The 16,979-nt window shown below is 51.1% G+C and carries 14 protein-coding genes and 2 pseudogenes; 14 read left to right on the top strand and 2 right to left on the bottom strand.

Going from position 1 to position 16,979, the window contains the following annotated elements; genetic code table 11:
- Nucleotides 1-5 precede the first annotated feature (5 nt).
- On the bottom strand, nucleotides 6-1,097 hold the full coding sequence (locus HMPREF1219_RS05825; RefSeq protein WP_016457969.1) for an App1 family protein phosphatidate phosphatase: 1,092 nt from the start codon (nucleotides 1,095-1,097) through the stop codon (nucleotides 6-8).
- A 107-nt stretch (nucleotides 1,098-1,204) separates the two neighbouring features.
- On the opposite strand from HMPREF1219_RS05825, the gene HMPREF1219_RS05820 reads away from it, so the two are divergent.
- From HMPREF1219_RS05820 to HMPREF1219_RS12495, 5 genes are all read left to right on the top strand, one after another.
- The gene (locus tag HMPREF1219_RS05820) at nucleotides 1,205-1,606 is read left to right on the top strand and encodes an acyl-CoA thioesterase (protein WP_016457968.1); all 402 of its coding nucleotides are present in this window, start codon (nucleotides 1,205-1,207) and stop codon (nucleotides 1,604-1,606) included.
- A gap of 341 nt (nucleotides 1,607-1,947) precedes the next feature.
- Nucleotides 1,948-2,565, top strand: a complete 618-nt coding sequence (locus HMPREF1219_RS05815; RefSeq protein WP_016457967.1) for a sugar transferase — start codon at nucleotides 1,948-1,950, stop codon at nucleotides 2,563-2,565.
- Nucleotides 2,566-2,572: 7 nt separating this feature from the next.
- Nucleotides 2,573-3,775: an ATP-grasp domain-containing protein gene (locus tag HMPREF1219_RS05810; RefSeq protein WP_016457966.1), complete on the top strand. Its 1,203-nt coding sequence runs from the start codon at nucleotides 2,573-2,575 to the stop codon at nucleotides 3,773-3,775.
- Nucleotides 3,776-5,008: a glycosyltransferase gene (locus HMPREF1219_RS05805; protein WP_016457965.1), complete on the top strand. Its 1,233-nt coding sequence runs from the start codon at nucleotides 3,776-3,778 to the stop codon at nucleotides 5,006-5,008.
- Between the two features lies 1 nt (nucleotide 5,009).
- Nucleotides 5,010-6,191, top strand: coding sequence for an ATP-grasp domain-containing protein (locus HMPREF1219_RS12495; protein ID WP_016457964.1), 1,182 nt, complete (start codon nucleotides 5,010-5,012; stop codon nucleotides 6,189-6,191).
- 61 nt (nucleotides 6,192-6,252) lie between these two features.
- On the opposite strand, the pseudogene HMPREF1219_RS13210 reads toward HMPREF1219_RS12495, so the two are convergent.
- Nucleotides 6,253-7,608, bottom strand: a pseudogene (locus HMPREF1219_RS13210) (O-antigen polysaccharide polymerase Wzy family protein); the annotation flags it as partial.
- 416 nt (nucleotides 7,609-8,024) lie between these two features.
- Between HMPREF1219_RS13210 and HMPREF1219_RS05790 the strand changes: the two are divergent.
- The 9 genes and pseudogenes from HMPREF1219_RS05790 (at nucleotide 8,025) to HMPREF1219_RS05755 (ending at nucleotide 16,890) form a co-directional block, all read left to right on the top strand.
- Entirely contained in the window at nucleotides 8,025-9,242 is a 1,218-nt protein-coding gene (locus HMPREF1219_RS05790) for a DegT/DnrJ/EryC1/StrS family aminotransferase (RefSeq protein WP_016457962.1), read from the top strand.
- 9 nt (nucleotides 9,243-9,251) lie between these two features.
- Nucleotides 9,252-10,349 carry a glycosyltransferase gene (locus HMPREF1219_RS05785; RefSeq protein WP_016457961.1) on the top strand — a complete coding sequence of 366 codons (1,098 nt, stop codon included), beginning with the start codon at nucleotides 9,252-9,254 and terminating at the stop codon, nucleotides 10,347-10,349.
- A 5-nt stretch (nucleotides 10,350-10,354) separates the two neighbouring features.
- Nucleotides 10,355-11,767, top strand: coding sequence for a lipopolysaccharide biosynthesis protein (locus tag HMPREF1219_RS05780; RefSeq protein WP_016457960.1), 1,413 nt, complete (start codon nucleotides 10,355-10,357; stop codon nucleotides 11,765-11,767).
- Nucleotides 11,768-11,957: 190 nt separating this feature from the next.
- The gene (locus HMPREF1219_RS05775) at nucleotides 11,958-12,620 is read left to right on the top strand and encodes a YveK family protein (RefSeq protein ID WP_016457959.1); all 663 of its coding nucleotides are present in this window, start codon (nucleotides 11,958-11,960) and stop codon (nucleotides 12,618-12,620) included.
- Nucleotides 12,621-12,622: 2 nt separating this feature from the next.
- The gene (locus tag HMPREF1219_RS05770) at nucleotides 12,623-13,318 is read left to right on the top strand and encodes a CpsD/CapB family tyrosine-protein kinase (RefSeq protein ID WP_016457958.1); all 696 of its coding nucleotides are present in this window, start codon (nucleotides 12,623-12,625) and stop codon (nucleotides 13,316-13,318) included.
- 48 nt (nucleotides 13,319-13,366) lie between these two features.
- The gene (locus HMPREF1219_RS05765) at nucleotides 13,367-14,014 is read left to right on the top strand and encodes a CpsB/CapC family capsule biosynthesis tyrosine phosphatase (protein WP_016457957.1); all 648 of its coding nucleotides are present in this window, start codon (nucleotides 13,367-13,369) and stop codon (nucleotides 14,012-14,014) included.
- A gap of 42 nt (nucleotides 14,015-14,056) precedes the next feature.
- A complete protein-coding gene (locus HMPREF1219_RS05760; RefSeq protein ID WP_051120485.1) occupies nucleotides 14,057-15,832 on the top strand; it encodes a nucleoside-diphosphate sugar epimerase/dehydratase in 1,776 nt (591 codons plus the stop codon).
- A 284-nt stretch (nucleotides 15,833-16,116) separates the two neighbouring features.
- Nucleotides 16,117-16,272: pseudogene (locus HMPREF1219_RS13205) on the top strand (transposase); the annotation flags it as partial.
- Between the two features lie 126 nt (nucleotides 16,273-16,398).
- Nucleotides 16,399-16,890 carry a hypothetical protein gene (locus HMPREF1219_RS05755; protein ID WP_016457955.1) on the top strand — a complete coding sequence of 164 codons (492 nt, stop codon included), beginning with the start codon at nucleotides 16,399-16,401 and terminating at the stop codon, nucleotides 16,888-16,890.
- Nucleotides 16,891-16,979: the final 89 nt, after the last annotated feature.

Raw genomic sequence — 16,979 nt, 5'->3', positions numbered from 1 at the left:
AACGATTATACAAACGGGCGCCGCTGGTACTCCTGGATGAGTGAATATCCATCGGGAGCTGCGATAGTGGGAATGTTCTTGGGCAGGGAATTATCGGTTGGAATCATCGTGGACAGCGATCCATGTGAGAGCACATGTTCCCTCTTTGACAGCTGCCGGATTGCAACACCAGCAACCCGCTCCGGATGATCCGTCATCGCTTCCCCATAGATGAGCGGATCATGCTGTCCATCATCGCCGACGAGAATCCACCGAATCTCCGGAAACTCTAACATCAGATTGCGCAGCTGGACCTTTTTATGCTCCTGCCCAGAACGAAACAGTCCTGTTGGGGTAGGGCCCCAGTCTGTCAGCAGCATCGGCCCCACTGGCAGCTTGTGCAAGGTGAGGAAAGTTTCCAACATCTCATAAGTGTTCCACGCCCCCGTCGAAAGATAGAACACCGGTGCATGTGGGTGATCACTGAGTACGTGCTGATAAAAATCGCTCATCCCCGGTACCGGACGGCGCGTATTGGTGTACTTCACCCAGGAATTCCACGCAGCCTGGAGGCTCCGCGGCAGGTTGGTGACCATGATCGTGTCATCGATATCAGAGACCAAACCAACCTCAGTATCAGCGGCAATAATCAGCACCCGACCGGTTACTGTACGTGCACCATCGGCTTCGATTGTCACCTCGTGCCAGCCGGGTTCCAGCTCATGATCAAAAACAGTGACATCGATATAGCCATTGGGATTTGTGCGCGAACTGACTGTTTGAGCACCGCAGGTAACACGCACCGGCAAATCGCCGACCTGAATAGTGAAGAACTGGTGAAAACCTCGCTGTGCTTCTTTGGAGGCGTGATGGGCTCGCTCGAAAACGTCGTCGACAAGCCCCATGACCGTGTGCGCGCCGGGCGGAATGATAGGAGAGTACGAATCATCGAGGGAAGGATCCTCCATGAGGATCCGTCCGAGAATGTGCGCCTTCCTGGTGGAGCCGTAGCCGGAGAACCCGGTGATGGCTGGACACCAGCCTGCCCGAGAGGAACGCAGTGTACCGATCTTATTCAGCGTCGCCTCAACGTGGCGGGCGATATCCGACAAAGCCATGCACTCATGGTACCTAGCCGGAAGCGAGTCAGTGGGGTGAGAAGCAGCGCGGAGCTCGCACAAATCAACTAAAGTCGGATCATACGTCCAACGAAGGGAGAATAACCGTGAACGAGGGGCCTGTACATTCTACAACTATTCCCGTCCGCTGGAGCGATTTTGACCGCTACGGGCACCTGAACAACAATTCTTATATCGAGATCGCACAGGAAGCCCGGGTGAAATTCGCCCAGGACGAATTCGTGGCGCGTGGCTACGATATGCCGACAGTTTTTGTGCGCCGCATCTCCGCTGACTTTCTCCGTCCCATCATGCCGGACACCACCGAAGCGGAAGTACGTACACAGGTAGTGCGTGTGGGGAACACGAGCTTTGACACCCGCCAGGAAGTTCTAGACCATAACGCGAACATCTGCGCTGTTATTGAGGTAGTCAACATCTCCGTCGATGTGAAGACTTCCCGCCCCAAGTCAATTACCGCCCATGAGCTGAAGATTTTGACAAAGTAGAAGCCGATAAGACCGGCCTGATTTGTCGTGCTGGGTAGCGCGGGCGCGTTCCCCTCTGCTACCTCTCCTGCTGCTCACGGTTCATCAGGGAAGAACCGAGTGTGCGGTAACAGGGCCGAGAAAGCGCCTAAATGCGTACAAGTGCTGGATGGTGGTGGCTCGGGCGGTAGGGACTGTTGTGCGCGAGGCAGGAGTATATAGAAAACCGAAATAAAACCTATAAGTATGTGACATTTCTGAGTGTGCCGGATGATCCGTGTAAGCGGCGATCGTGGGTAGGGTAGGATGTTATTGCGTTTTGAAAAACACCAATGTGCTGCCAATGCTAAGGAGATCTGACGGTGTCGCGGAAAACCGGATTTTCATACTTGCCGACGGGTAAAAGGCTAGTTGATGTCTTTTTATCCCTGCTGGTATTGCCGTTTCAGGTCGTCCTATTTGCACCTATCGCAATGATGATCAAACTCGATGATGGTGGCCCTATTTTTCACCTCGCGGCAAGGAGGGGCAAGGATGGGGTTCCATTCACTATGTACAAATATCGATCGATGTATGTAGGGTCTCCTGATTTGCGAAACCCTGATCGTTCCACTGTTACTAAGAAGCAGGATGCGAGGATCACTAAGGTGGGGCGAGTGTTAAGGAAAACCTCGCTAGATGAGCTGCCACAATTTATTAACGTTCTTAAAGGCGATATGAGCATTGTCGGGCCGCGCCCAAATCTTGTAGGTAGGCCACTGGAAGAGTTTTCTGAACTTGAAAAGAAGCGGCTAGCGGTAAAGCCGGGGATTACCGGTTTGGCCCAGGCTACCAGCAGGAACCAAGCACAAACTACTGAGAAATACGAATTGGACTGCGCCTACGTTGATGATGTCTCCTTGTGTAATGATCTCAAGATCATGTTCATGACGGTGGTTTCTGTTTTGAAACAACGCGGCATTTATTCAAAGACGAGGTAACTGTGAGATGGATAAGAAACGAATTGCAATCCTCGGCGCAGGCCGAGGCCAAGTCGGGCTGTACAAAGCCGCGTCGAAGCTTGGTTACGATATTTACGCCGTCACCATGAAAGGGACGAATCTTCCCGGTCTGCAGTATGCAGACAACGTTGTTGAATCCGATATTTCAGATTCTGAGGCCACATACAGTGCACTGGCCGGCATTGAGTTAAGCGGGATAGCGACAAGCTGTTTTGACACTCCACTGGAGACATTGGCCTTTGTTGCGGAAAAAAAGGGTCTCGTAGGCATTTCCGTTGCAGCAGCTCAGCTTTCCCAAAATAAAATTGCGATGAAGCGGGTGCTAGCTGATCACGGTGTGATGACACCGCAGTTTAGGGTAATTCGGACTCTGTCCGAATTAGGCGACGCATGCGCCGAGTTATCCTTCCCCTTGGTTATCAAGGCTCCTGATCTGCAAGGAAGCAATGGGATTTTCATTATTAAAGATGATGAGGAGGCGCAAGCTGCCTTTGTTGGCGCTCAACAAGCGTCCAAGCAGGAAAGCTTGATTGTAGAAGAATTTATCGATGGCACTGAATTTGGTGCGCAAGCTATCGTGCTCGACAACGAGATCCTGTTCGTCCTCTGTCATGGGGACGAGACAGTTAGAGCCAAAACGAATATTCCAATTTCTCACTTTGTACCGGCGAACCTGCCAGAAGAGATTCAGCAACGAGCCACTACGGAGGTCAAAAAGGCGATTCGTGCGCTTGGTCTAAAAAACTGCGCAGTCAACGTCGACCTCATTCTTGACAGTCAAGGCTGTCACATTATTGAACTGACCGGAAGAGTTGGTGCGAATGGGTTACCAGAGGTCGTCGGAAAGTGGTTCGGAATCGATTACTACGAATTGATTTTGCGGGTGGCCACCGGAGACTCCCCGAAACAGTATTGGCAGGAACGGTCAGTCCACGGCGGGGGAGTTGCTTCGCGGATGCTCTTTTCCACCCGGTCTGGCTATCTGAGGGAGTTTTCCCTCGGTGACCGGCCCAGTTTGGTTTCGTCCACAGCTTTTGTAAAACCCGGCGATTATGTTTCGGCCTTCCGGAGTTCGAACGATTGTATTGGGGAAATGCTGGTGGAATCCACCAGCGCCGAGGATGTCCTCAGTGAAGTGGAAGACATCGTTGACAATATGGTGCTGCGAACCGATGAGGGAGAACAGTAAGTGACCCGTTCTCATTTGGTGCTGCTTGCTAATGCCTTTCCGTGGGGCAACTGGGAACCGTATCTTGCTGATGAAATCCCCCATTTGCTTTCCTTCGATCACGTAGATCTTTTTGCACTATCGGTGCGGAAAACCCAAGCGCGAGAGATCCGTGGGGTCAGTGGCGAAAATCTGGCAGTGCATAAAATTAAATACTTGCCTAAATGGCAGTATGCTCTCTTAGGTTTACTCGCCCTGGTAAACGCCGACTTTTACAAGGAGCTACTGAGGCTAGTGCAGCAGCGCGAGCTGCGGCTAGCAAGATTAATAAAAATCCTTGTTTTTGTTTCACGCGCGAACTATGAGCACTGGCAGATAGTCAAAGAGCTAAAAAAGCGGAATGTAGCAGCTAACGGGGAGTCCCTCGTTATCTATTCCTACCGGATGGAATACCAGGCTTATCTAGCGCTGCTGCTTAAGCGCAGCTTTCCTGGAGCAAAAATTGTCCTCCGGGGGCATCGTTCCGATCTATATGAAGAACTTTCTCCGAGCGGTTATATTCCATTCCGCCCAGCGGCTTTTGAAAAAGCCGATCTCCTCGTGCCGATTTCAGAGCACGGAAAACAGTACCTTTTAGAACGCTTTCCTCACTTGCAGGAAAAGATTGAATTGTGGCGGCTAGGAACCCCTGATTATGGCACGTCGGTATTCGAAGCTGAAGAAAAGTTACGAGCCTTTTCCTGTTCAACAATTACTCCAGTGAAGCGATTAGATCGTTTGATAGACGCTCTTTCCCGCATTACATCAATGGACGTAGAGTGGACGCATTTTGGTGATGGACCTCTGAGATCAGAAATTGAGACATTGGCCAAAGGAAAGCTTCCGGAGGCACGCATCTGCTTTACTGGAAACCTCAAACATGAGGATCTAATCAGCGAGCTGAAAGCGAAGCCGTTTGACCTGATTGTAAACACGTCCGATTCTGAGGGTGTGCCTGTTTCCATAATGGAAGCGCTATCGTTGGGCATTCCGACGGTGGCTGTCGATGCCGGGGGAAACAAGGAAATTGTGGACGATCAGGTAAGTGGTTTTCTCATCACTGATCGGGATGACACTCAGGGAATAGCGAATGCCCTGGTGAAAGTGAAAAAAGCGGGTCCAGACTTGCGCGTCTCAGCCCGTAATTTTTGGGAACAGCACTACCAAGCAGACAAGAATTACCTGCGCTTCGTGGAGATGTTAAGAGGCCTATAGAATGACCGAACGGATATTGATAATTGGCGGCTCTGAACTCCAGCTTCCAGCAATTTTGGAAGCTCGCTCCATGGGGCTCGAGGTTGGTGTTGCTGACCAAGACGTACACGCTATTGGCCGCTCATATGCTGACGTATTTTTCCCAATTTCGACGATTGATGAACAAGCTGTAGTGGGAACAGCTCGCTCGTGGCGTCCAAGCGCGATCATTACTATTGCGACTGACTGGCCGATGCGGAGCGTCGCTCGCGCCTGTGAAGCGCTGCAGCTGCCTTCGATCTCGTACCGTACTGCGCGCCTGTGCACCGACAAATTCCTAATGATCCAGGAGTTTCAGCGATGCGACGTTGCAGCTCCGTGGTTTAGGTTAATTCAGGCGGAAGAGGATATTGATAGCATTTCCATTCCGAGTTACCCATGTGTCACCAAACCAGTAGATTCCTCCGGGTCGCGAGGGGTGCAAGTTGTTGAAAACTTCGAGCAGCTCAAAAATGCTATTGACTACAGCAGTAAACAGAGTCGCTCGGGCATGGTTTTGGTGGAAGAATTTCTCGATGGTCCCGAGGTTAGCGTGGAAATGCTCGTTATCGATGGCCACGCCCATGTCTTAGTCATTACTGACAAAGTGACCAGCGGTCCTCCGAATTTTGTTGAGTCGGCTCATTTTCAACCATCGCAATTGGAACCAGAGATCCAGGAGAAAATTGAGCAGCTTTCGAAACAGGCTGTGGAAGCGTTGGAGATCACCACAGGTGCAGTCCACGCTGAGATAATCGTGACTCCACGGGGACCAAAGATGGTTGAAGTGGGCGCGCGAATGGGTGGAGACAGAATTGGCTCGCATATGGTCGAGCTGTCCACTGGAATAAATATGACGCGAGCCGTTATACAGTTAGCTTTTGGCCAAAAACCCGATATTGAACTGAGAACTCCTCGTTACGTCGCCCACCGGTTCCTCCGTGCTAACCCTGGCCAGGTAGTCAGAATTGATGGAGTTATCCAGGCGCGAGAGATTCCTGGGGTCCAAGAAGTTTTTATAAACCGGAGCGTGGGGTCGCGTCAGCCTGAGATCCGATCAAGTGGTGATCGGCCGGGTAGTGTGCTCGTCGCTGGTGAGAACTACGAAGAGGTTGTTGAGGCCACAGAGCGCGCGGCTGGCTTAATTCACTTTGTTGTAGAGTAGCTTCCTCGCCGGGGATCTGGGACGCATTTTTGTTTTTACTTGGTCTGTTCAGCACCATCGCGAGGAAGAAGATCAACACGAGGGAACCAAGCGTTGCTGGATCAATAAGATCGCTGATAAATCCTGTGGCAGAACCGCGCGGTGCCCACAGGAGGGACTGAACAATAAGTAGGCAGAGTATAGCCTTGAAAAGGCCCCTATCTGCGAAGCTATCCACCCAGTGGAGAAGCATTCCATACAGGATAGACAGGAAAAATACGCCCAGGACTCCTCCCTCCATAAAGCCTTCAGCCAAAAAGACGGATCCTGTTCCGATGCCTGAGAGATAGGTATCTGGACCGAGGACCAGGTACGAGAGGGAGTGCGAGAGGGAATTTCCTTCCATTGCCCGCTGAACGGAATTACCCTGGAATACTTCGAGCCCGAGGAGTCGAGGTAGCAGCCCTTGGTGCGTAAATTCCAGCAGGTAATGCTGGTTGGGGAGAAGCTCATGGTAGGAGATAACGTTAGCTAACGTACGCATGCTCACACCCTGGCCATAGATAAAGGACGCGATTGCCTCAAGGCCTCGACCAGTCGCGTTTGAGAGGCCGCGCATTAGCTCGGTGGCAGTGAAGACCACTACCAATACAGGAACGGCAAGCCCGACCCAAAACAGCGAGCGTTTGGTGATCCACGGCTCTTCCGGAGTGATCCGATTTCGTGCCAGTGCGTAGCAGAAAAAGAATAAGAGCAAGAGCGCAACTTCTCTTCTTCTCCCGGTAAGCAAGTACAGGCCAGAATTCAAAACCCACAAGGCAAGGATTAGCCGTGCCTCAGCAAAGGAAGGCAACGTTGCTAGGTAGACGGTAAAAGCCACCATGGCAATGAGGCTGCCGTAGTGAAGAATAAGTTTAAAAAGGCCCCCTGAGCTAATAGCTTCGGCAGTGTAGATAGAGGTGTAGCTTCCGCCGGTCGTGATCGTTAAAAACATCTTTAACAGGGATAGCGGAATGGTTGCGTAGAAAAAGGTTTTGGCCGATTTCTGAACCGCGAGTAGCCAGGTATTATCTACGAATCCTTTGCCCATAGTGCGCTTATCTGATTTAGTACGAAATGTGGAAAGGATAATGTACGTGCCTAAAATTCCAATTAAGCCGACGATATACAGGGTGTGCACTTTCCGCATGGTGTCTTCACTGAGCGTTGCAGAAAGCAGCTGGTTTTGATAGCCGAAAAATCGATCCATGGTGTCCATAGTCATCAGGAAGATGAAGAATGAGACCAGGAAACCGAAAAGAAAAGACCGCGCTTCCACCTTGTGAAACGCATAAAGAATGCCATTAAGCCACAGCCCAAACGCGACACCCCACAAATTGAGGTTGTTGGTGAAGAAAAGGAGAATGAGTAGCAAAAGATTGCTGACTAGATAAACCATGAAACTCCTGTTTCGAGATGCACCGTTGCGGACCGTTTACTAAGCATAACATTGTGGTGGCCAGTTGCTGAAAGGTTCGCATAGATAGTGTGGAGGCTGGTCGGGCGAAGAATAGCAAAAAGAATTGTGCTTGAATGGATTAATAACTACCTATGCGGATAATGAAATGGTGTTCAAGCGAAGACTATTACGGTATTAACGGTTCTAGTGCCTCCTTCTCTCAGGGGGTTAAACGACTGTGCGACCTGGGAGCTTATTTGTCGCCTGTTTGATTATCCAGTCCAAGTTTTGCAAGGGTGTAAGGTGATTGCGGTAAACGGTCAAGCTCGTGGCCATGAATAAGACGACATGTTTGCTCCGCAGGGAGACGTTCATTATTCAAGCTCAAAAGTTTTCGTAGTGAAAGAAGGGACAAAGTGAGTCGAGATCTGAGGAAAATTCCGTTCTCTCCGCCTGATATTAGGGCTGAAGATATTGCAGCGGTAACTGCTTGCCTGGAATCAGGATGGATTACTAGCGGTCCTATCGGTGAGCGTTTTTCCCACGCTATTTCTGAATACTGTGGTACTGAAAAGACGGTCCTCACCAACTCGTGCACAGCAGCGTTGGAACTTGCTCTGCGAATTCTCAATGTCGGTCCGGGAGACGAGGTTATTGTCCCCGCCTACACATACACAGCCTCCGCATCTGTGGTGTGCCACGTCGGCGCACAACTGGTCTTGGTGGATACTGCGCCCGGAGATTATTTCCCAAGCCCGGCCACCATTGCGGAAGCCGTGAGCCCGCGGACGAAGGCAATCATTGTTGTGGACTTTGCCGGAATACCGTATCCGGTGGAGGAATTGCGAGATCTGGTCATCGGCAAAGGCCGAGTCAGTGATTCCGCGTTTGCACCACAGGATAGGCCGGCCATCATCGTTGATGGGGCACACTCCATCGGAGCCTCACGCCGCGGCGCACAGAACGGCAGCCTCGGTGATTTCACAGCCTTCTCATTCCATGCCGTCAAAAATATTACGACGGCAGAGGGTGGGGCATTGACGTGGAATAGCAGAAATCAGTTCGACTCCGAAGAGTGCGCTACTGTGCTGAAGCGGATGACCTTGCACGGTCAAACAAAGGATGCGTTGACCAAGAATAAAGCCGGATCGTGGGAATACGACATCGTCGATACCGCATACAAGATGAATATGCCTGATGTGCTTGCAGCCATCGGATATTCGCAATTTAAACGGGTAGATGAAGTTACAGCTCGCAGGCATGACCTGCTCAGCTTGTATGAGCAACATCTGTCTGAGGCATTCCACCTCTTGAAACACCAGGGCTCAGACTGGCGATCTAGCGCTCACCTCGCGATAGTTGAGTTGGATGAAAGCTATGCCCCGCTGCGCAATGAGATTATTAGCAGGTTGGGGGAGCGAGGGGTGGCCGCCAATGTTCATTACAAGCCATTACCTCTGCTAACTGCATATAGGAAGCTAGGCTTCTCCCCAGAAAACTATCCACACGCAATGGAGAAATACTCACGGGAGCTGACGCTGCCGCTGCATACTCTGCTGTCTGATGATGATGCGATTTATGTCGCGGAAACTCTAAATCACGTTGTCTCTGAACTCGAATCAACTAAGAAATAGGAAAAGCCAGTGGTCCAGCGGAAAAAGGTCCTTTTAGGAGGTCTGACGCAGAACCCGGGAGGGAAAGAGGCGTTTATTTGGCAGGCGTTCCAAGCTTTACGGGATACCTACGAGTGTCACTTCTTGGTGGACAGGCCAAACGTCGCTTTTGAAAAGGAATTTATCGCAGGTGGCGGTGTATTTCACCAGATCCGTGCCCGAGGCGCACACCCTCTTGGGTATCTGTGGGATCTATTTAGGCTGTTTAAAAGCAACCGCTTCGAACTCGTTTGGATGCATCAAACGAGCGTGAACGCCATTGAGCCGCTCGCCCTGGCGCGGCTTTTCAACGTCCCAAAACGGGCTCTCCATAGTCACTCGATCACCAATATGGGATCCAGGCTGACCGAAATTCTTCATCATCTTAACCGCCCATTCGTTCCCTGGATCATAAACTATCCTCTTGCCTGCTCTGACGCAGCTGGGGAGTGGTTCTACAAATCGGGTAAATTTACGTTTGTTCCGAACTTTTTCGACGTTGAAAAGTTTTCGTACTCCAAGCAGAAACGACAAGATTTTAGGGCCGCTCAAGGTATAGATGAGGAAGCCTTCGTGGTCACACATATAGCGCGATTTGGTATTGCAAAAAACCATGAGTTCACCATCAACATCCTGGATGAACTGCGCAAGATCATCCCGAATGTCCTGCTAGTTTATGCAGGCGACGGCCCAAAGATGGAGACAATCAAGGGTGAGCTGGAAAACAGAGGTCTAATCCAAAACGCCAAATTCCTCGGTCTGGTTAAAGATACGAACCCGCTTTATAGCGCCGCCGATGTCTGCATACTGCCGTCGACCTTTGAAGGGCTCCCCTATGTGGCCCTTGAATCCCAAGCAGCACAGCTGCCCATTGTCCTTTCCACGAATGTAGCCGAAAGGGCAGTTCAAACGCCCTATGCACAGATGCTCTCCCTCGGTGTAGGAGCTGCAACCTGGGCTGAGACGCTGTTCAAATTCGCAGCTAGTAGAAAGCGCGAGGAAGGCGACAATCCGCTCAGGGGAAGTAACTTTGACAGCGCTTTAGCCAAAGATTTCTTGGCTGAGCTATTCAGCGGCAAAGCACATTAAGTCTTATGAGAAGTTCGAATTTTTTCCGTAACGTCCTCATCTTCCTCCTGGGCAGTGGTTTTTCCAAGATGATTTCTTTTCTCCTCCTGCCGCTGTACACCGTGGTGTTACCGCCGGAGGATATGGGCTACTTTGATCTGAGTATCACCTACGTTGCCATCGCCTGTGAGGTTCTCTTCCTGGACATTTGGGTTGTGGTGATGCGTTTTATGTACCGCGAGGACGTAACGCATGAAAAATCCCTGTCAGCAGGAATTACCCTGTTTGGGTTTTCAACGATCCTGCTATTAGCAGTAAGCCTGATTTTTTATGTTGCGGTCGGCCCTAAGTATTTCTGGCTGGTTATTGCTTATGGGTGGACCCAGAATATGGCGAATCTTTTCGCCTACGTTGCTAGGGGGAAGGGTCACAATGTCGATTTCGCCCTGTCTGGCTTAGTATGCTCAGCAGTTTTGGCCATCAGCAACCTAATCTTGCTGCTTGGTTTCAGTTTCGATTTCTCGGCCCTATATATCTCGGCTGCTCTCGGATTTACTGTTCAGTGTCTTTTCCTGGAATGGAGAGTCGGCATACTGCGGGAGCTCTCCGTCGCTTCCTTCAAAGCGGTCCAAAAGAAATTCCTGTACAGCATGCTGAAGTTCGGTATCCCCATTGGACTTAACGCCGTAACGTACTGGTTTATCAATTCCTTCAATCGGGTCGCGATTGAACGGGAACTGTCGCTGTCTGAGAACGGAATCTTCGCAATAGGTGTGAAATTCGCCTCGCTCGTTGTATTTGTGACATCCGCGGCCAACTTTGCATGGCAGGATGTCGCATTCCGTCAAACCTCGGAGGATAAGTCAACCTTCAGGAGATATTCCACAGGTTACTTCGTTGTTGTCATGCTGGGCATGGCAGTTCTGCTTCCCGTGGTGAATCTGCTGTTTCCGCTGTTTGTCGGAGAACAATACAGTGCGGCGAAGGGGATCGCTCCATTCGCGCTCATCGCTGCCGGGCTGAGCGGTTACTCGAATTTCCTGGTGAACATCTTCTACGCCCTAGACAAGTCAAAGCAAACCTTCTGGGCAATTGCCATTGCCTGCGTAACTAACTTGAGCTTGGTGTTCCCGGCACTTCGCACCTTTGGGCTGCAGGGGGCGAATATCTCAGCGATCTGCGGGTGGGTGGCTGCGATCGCGTTTATGCACCTCTACTTAGGTGCAAAGTTTCAGATATATCCTCATGTTGCCATGTGTAGTGTGGCTGCGGTTGCACCGATCGCCTCCTGTTTCGTCTACTTCCATGGGGCACCCGTATGGAATATCTGTCTAGGTGCTGTGCTATTCTTTTTGCTCGTTGGGATTCTCCTGAACCAACTTGGAGTTTTACGGAGATTTCCTGGTGTTGAAAAACTGCTGAAATTCAGGAGAAGGTAGGCCTTTGAGTAACTGATGGTTCCGTGTACCAACAGGTTGTTCTGATTTCGGTGGCGATAATCCACGTGGCAAGTCTCGAGAAGCTGCTTATTGCCCATTTGAGACCTAAATGTTTTAGTTAGATTAATAGTTATGGCCGTAGTCGGCTATGTTTATTTGTAGTTGATGACATCATATTAAGGGGTTCAAGGTGACTCTTCGCGATTTATTGGCGCTGATAGGTAGGAATGCTCTGTTTTTCATTGTCATTCCTCTGATTTGCGGTATCGCTGGAGCTGTTTTCAGCTGGGGCTTTCTGCCGGACCAATATAGTGCGTCTACCTCAGTTTATGCTTTGGCTAAAAGCGCCAACCAGAATCAGAGCTCCGTTTCCTCCAGTGACCTGAGCGCATCGCAGATGATTGCTAATGACTTCACGCAGTTGGTGAACAACGAGCAGATTCGCAATAAGACCGCTGAGGCAGTAGGCATGTCTAGCTTGGCGGATTATGATGTGGCGGTCAGCTCGTCAGCTACCACGCGTGTTATGCGGATCACTGTGACGGGGGGAGATCCGGAAAAGGCCGCAGGTGTTGCAAACGAACTGGTCGGGCAGTTACAAACTGTTGCCAAAAGAGTGATGGATATCGAGGCTGTGAACGTCATCAGTCCGGCATATGCACCTCAATCCCCGAGCGGACCTAACCGCGTACTTAATACTCTGGTGGCGTTTGTGATTGGCCTCTTGATCGCCCTAGCGCTTGTTCTGCTGCGTGAGGGCCTGGACAATACAATCCGATCGGACGAAATGGTTACTGAGCTCCTTGGCGTGCCGGTAATTGGTAGAATTCCGCGAGTTAAGACGGGCGAATAAACATGTTTGGACAGAAAAAAGGTTACAAAAACAAGCGACCTGATAGGCGAATTTTTAATAACACGAGGGTGCAAAACGCCGCCTCGAATTTGCTCGCGAACATCCGGTTTTCCAGCGTAGACAAAGAGATTAAAACCATCTCTGTTTCCTCCTCCGTACCCAATGAAGGCAAGACGACTATCGTGATTGCCCTCGCTATCGCGATGGGGGCAAGTGGTAAGTCGTGCGTGATTTTAGAGTGCGATATGCGGAGAAGGAGTCTGACCAAGGCGCTCAGTGCCCGCCCGAAACACGGCATTCACGCCGTCATGGTTGGCGAATGTGATCTGGACTCCGCGGTCATTGAGACCGACTATGAAAATGTGTACCTGTTAGATGCGGAAGCTGGTATTCCCAAGCCGGACAGTATCCTCAATGCCCAAACCTTTACGGACCTGCTGGAAACACTTTCTAGCAAATACGATTACGTCCTGATTGATACACCACCTGCAACTGCATTCGCCGATGCGGCCATCGTGGCCAGTAAAGTCGACGCGGCAATTTTAGTGGTCAAGGAAGGGCTCGTTCGCAAGCCGGACCTCCTTTCAGTGAAGAATCAATTCGACGCCGGTAACGCGAACGTCATTGGAGTTGTTATCAACAGCAAACGTTCGAGTCAGGGTAGGTATGGCTACAGCCACTACTACGAGAATGATTAGATAGTATTATGGTTGCTGCAGTTTCACTCGGTAGATTGGAGGCTAACAATGTTGGACGAACACTGCCACATAGTCTTCGGAGTCGATGATGGGTCACGGACGGCGGATGAGTCGTCAGCGATGTTGCAAAGCGCAAAAGACTCCGGGATTGACAGAATAATTTGTACGCCACATATGCGGTGGTCCGATTTCGATAAGAACAAAGTCGAGCAGCACTTCCAGGAGGTCCGCTTGCGGGGCGAAGAGTACGGCTTGCAGCTCACACTCGGGTATGAAGTTTTTTATGAGACCCTCCTGAAAATCGGACTCGACAAATCAACTCAATTTGTTACCAGCGGGACAAATTCGATTCTCATCGAATTCAATACCGGCGGCCGCGTTCTCGACGGGTGGCAGCATACTTTCTACGAGTTGCAAACAAAACACGGGTTATCGATCACGTTGGCTCATCCGGAGCGCTACTCCTCCGTGTTGGAAGACTTCGATCTCCTTTATCGCATCGTAGATAGCGGTTGCAGGGTGCAGGTAAGTGCCGGTGACTTATTTGGGAATAGACAGGTAGCACGCTGCGCAAAGCGCATCATCAAAGAGGGTCTCTGCGATGCCCTCGTTAGTGATGCCCATCGGCCAGGCCACTACCGTAACTTCCAGAAGGCCATCAAGAAGTACGGAAAATATCTGGATTTTAGTAGCTAGAAGAATCCAGTTTTAACTTTCAGACAGAAAACAGTGCTAAATATGAGTCAAAATGAGAACACAGGTAGTAGAGGGGCCTTGAAAATTAGCAGGGCAACCATTCTGCTATGGGATGTTATTTGCTGGGTTATCGCAGCAATCGTTATTTTCAGCCTTACTCGCAATAGCGATGGTTCTTCTTCTCGGTACACCGGTGCAGCCTTAATCGTTGCTCTTTCTATTATCGTCCAGCTGCTATTTGGGTATGTCTCCAGAGTCTATTTGGGTCGCCATCGCCTGGGTAGCTTCCGGGATGCCGGATCCCTCGCCATCCTCGTTGGGGTTGGTCCCCTTCCTGTCGGTGTGCTGGCAGCTCTCTTTTCTGATACCTACTCCCTGGCTGAGTCCTTCCTCATTCCGCTGCTGGCCCTGTTCTTCATGGAGGCCGGCAGATGGATCATCCGTGTTTTTGAACAAAAGAGCCGCAAGACCTTAATGGAAAGCGGAGTCTCAACCCTCGTTTACGGTGCCGGCGAGGCAGGCCACCAAGTAGCTAAATTGGTGGACAACTCGGAGTCCGCGCCGTACCAGATCGTCGGCTTCCTGGATGATGAACCTTCGAAGAAGTATCTTCGAGTATCCGGATATAAGGTCCTCGGCACAGGTAAGGACCTGGAAGCCCAGGTCAACCGCACCGGAGCAACGACAGTCATCCTGGCAATTTCTGAACCAAGCAGGGAGCTGGTCAATGATCTAGAGGAACGTTGTGACAAACTAGGTGTCAATTTGATCGTGATTCCGTCAGTCACAGAAATGATTGGCGGCCGGGTTACCCTGGAGGGACTACGGTCTCTCAATCTGGTCGATCTGCTCGGACGCCGGGAGATTAAAACCGACCTGTCAGAGGTCTCCAGCTACATCAATGGCAAAGTAGTCTTGGTTACTGGGGCGGGAGGCTCCATCGGTTCCGAACTCTCCAGGCAGTTGGCTAATCTGGGTCCCAGCAAGCTGGTTCTCTTGGACCATGATGAAACGCACCTGCACTCCACTGTCCTTTCTATCTATGGGAACGGATTGTTGGAGAAGGACGGGACAGTACTCGCCGATATTCGCGAACCTGACGTTTTGGAAAAGCTGTTTATGGATCTAAAACCAGACGTTGTCTTCCATACAGCGGCTCTAAAACATCTGCCGATGCTCGAGCGGTTCCCTGAAGAAGGCTGGAAAACCAACGTCCTTGGATCGCTCAATGTTCTCCAAGCGGCCCACAAGGCCGGCGTGTCACACCTTGTGAATATTTCCACCGATAAGGCAGCCGACGCATCCAGTGTTCTGGGTAAGACGAAGCGCTTGGCGGAGCAGCTGACAGCCTGGTTCGCGGATACTTATTCCCTTAGGTACGTGTCTGTTCGCTTTGGCAATGTACTTGGTTCCCGTGGTTCGGTTTTGTACACCTTCAAAAACCAAATCGAAAGCGGTAAACCGATTACGATTACCCACCCCGACGTTTCTCGTTATTTCATGACGATTCCGGAGGCCTGCCAGCTCGTGATTGAAGCAGGCTCGATTGGCAAAGCCGGCAATGTGATGGTTCTAGACATGGGACAGCCCGTTAAAATCCTCAACATCGCGAAACGGCTGATTAAGGAAGCAGGCTCGAACAACGAGATTGTGTTCACTGGCCTGCGTCCTGGCGAGAAGGTCAGCGAGGTTCTCTTCAGCAACTTTGAGTCTGGAGAGCCAACCAGCCACGAGCTAATCAGCCAGGTTGGAGTACCGCCGATTGCTCCGGATAGCATCGGAGAAATTAAGGAATCCATCGTCTCAACTAAGGATTAGCGCGTCACGCCGCCGCCCTCCAGGCTTTCACGCTGCGCTCCCGTCTCTTGTAGGCAGTAGAGTTTCGCAGCCTCCTAGGTTGGTGAATGAGGGGGTTAAGGTGCAAAAGGGGATGCGGACGGAATCTTGGAGGATTCTGGTTTGAATCGTTCGTATACAAGGCAGCAGCGGCGTAGAGCTTTGCAGGTGTATAGGCGTACGCAGTCGGTTACTAAGACGGAGCTGACCCCGTTTGTGTGGACACCCTGAGTCCCGGCTTGTTGGGTCGGGGGAAAGGTAGTCTACTGTCATGCCGCGTAGAAGTTTTTCTTAAGGAGTTCAAGCGCGATGCGGTCGCGATGTATGAGAACGACCCCGGTGTGTCGATGAGCCAGGTCTCCAAGGATTTGGGGATCAATCGAGCCACACTGCGTTATTGGATCGACCAGTTTGGAACTGGTATGTTCGGAACGTGTATTTTGAAGCGGCATGGTGGGGATCGTGAAGCGGTAGTTGTTTAGGGGGTGGGATGCTTTCTACGACTGTGCGATAAAGGGTCGTGCAGTGTGAGTAGAAAGGAATCAACTGTGGTTGACTATCCCAAGGTGATGCGGCTGCTTCTTGAGGGTCGGTCGTATCGTCAGATTGGGGCATTGTTGTCGGTTGCGCCGGCGACTGTGTCGAAGGCCGCGAAGGCGTTGGAAAAGTTGGGGGTTGACAGCCCAGAACAGTTGGACATGATTCCTGCTGATCGCATCGCCGCGGTTGTTGCTGATGGTCGGCGTCGTATGGTTTCCGAATTCGCGCCGATTGATTTCGATGCTGTGCTTCGGGTTCGTACGGGCAGGAAAAAGATCGCGTTGAACGTGTTGTGGATGAACTACGTCGACTCTGTTGCTGCTGGTGGGTTGAAGCCGTATTCGTATGAGCGGTTTCGGCAGCTTGTAGCCGAGGAAGTTGGCATACGGGGTTTGACAGCACGGATTAAGCATTCCCCGGGCAGGACGATGCAGGTGGACTGGTCTGGTACGAAGATCCCGGTCGTAAACCCTGTTACTGGTTGTCTGGCGCTTGTTTAGGGTACTGGGGTTCCGGTATCGGGTACCGGGAGTGTGCGGACTCCCGGGTAGCCCCCAAACTGTTACCCGACCAACCCGCGACCGCTACT

It is taken from the genome of Corynebacterium pyruviciproducens ATCC BAA-1742 (assembly GCF_000411375.1).
Classification (GTDB): domain Bacteria; phylum Actinomycetota; class Actinomycetes; order Mycobacteriales; family Mycobacteriaceae; genus Corynebacterium; species Corynebacterium pyruviciproducens.
Note: the sequence above shows the minus strand (reverse complement) of the source record. Positions and strands in the feature narration are given on the sequence as shown.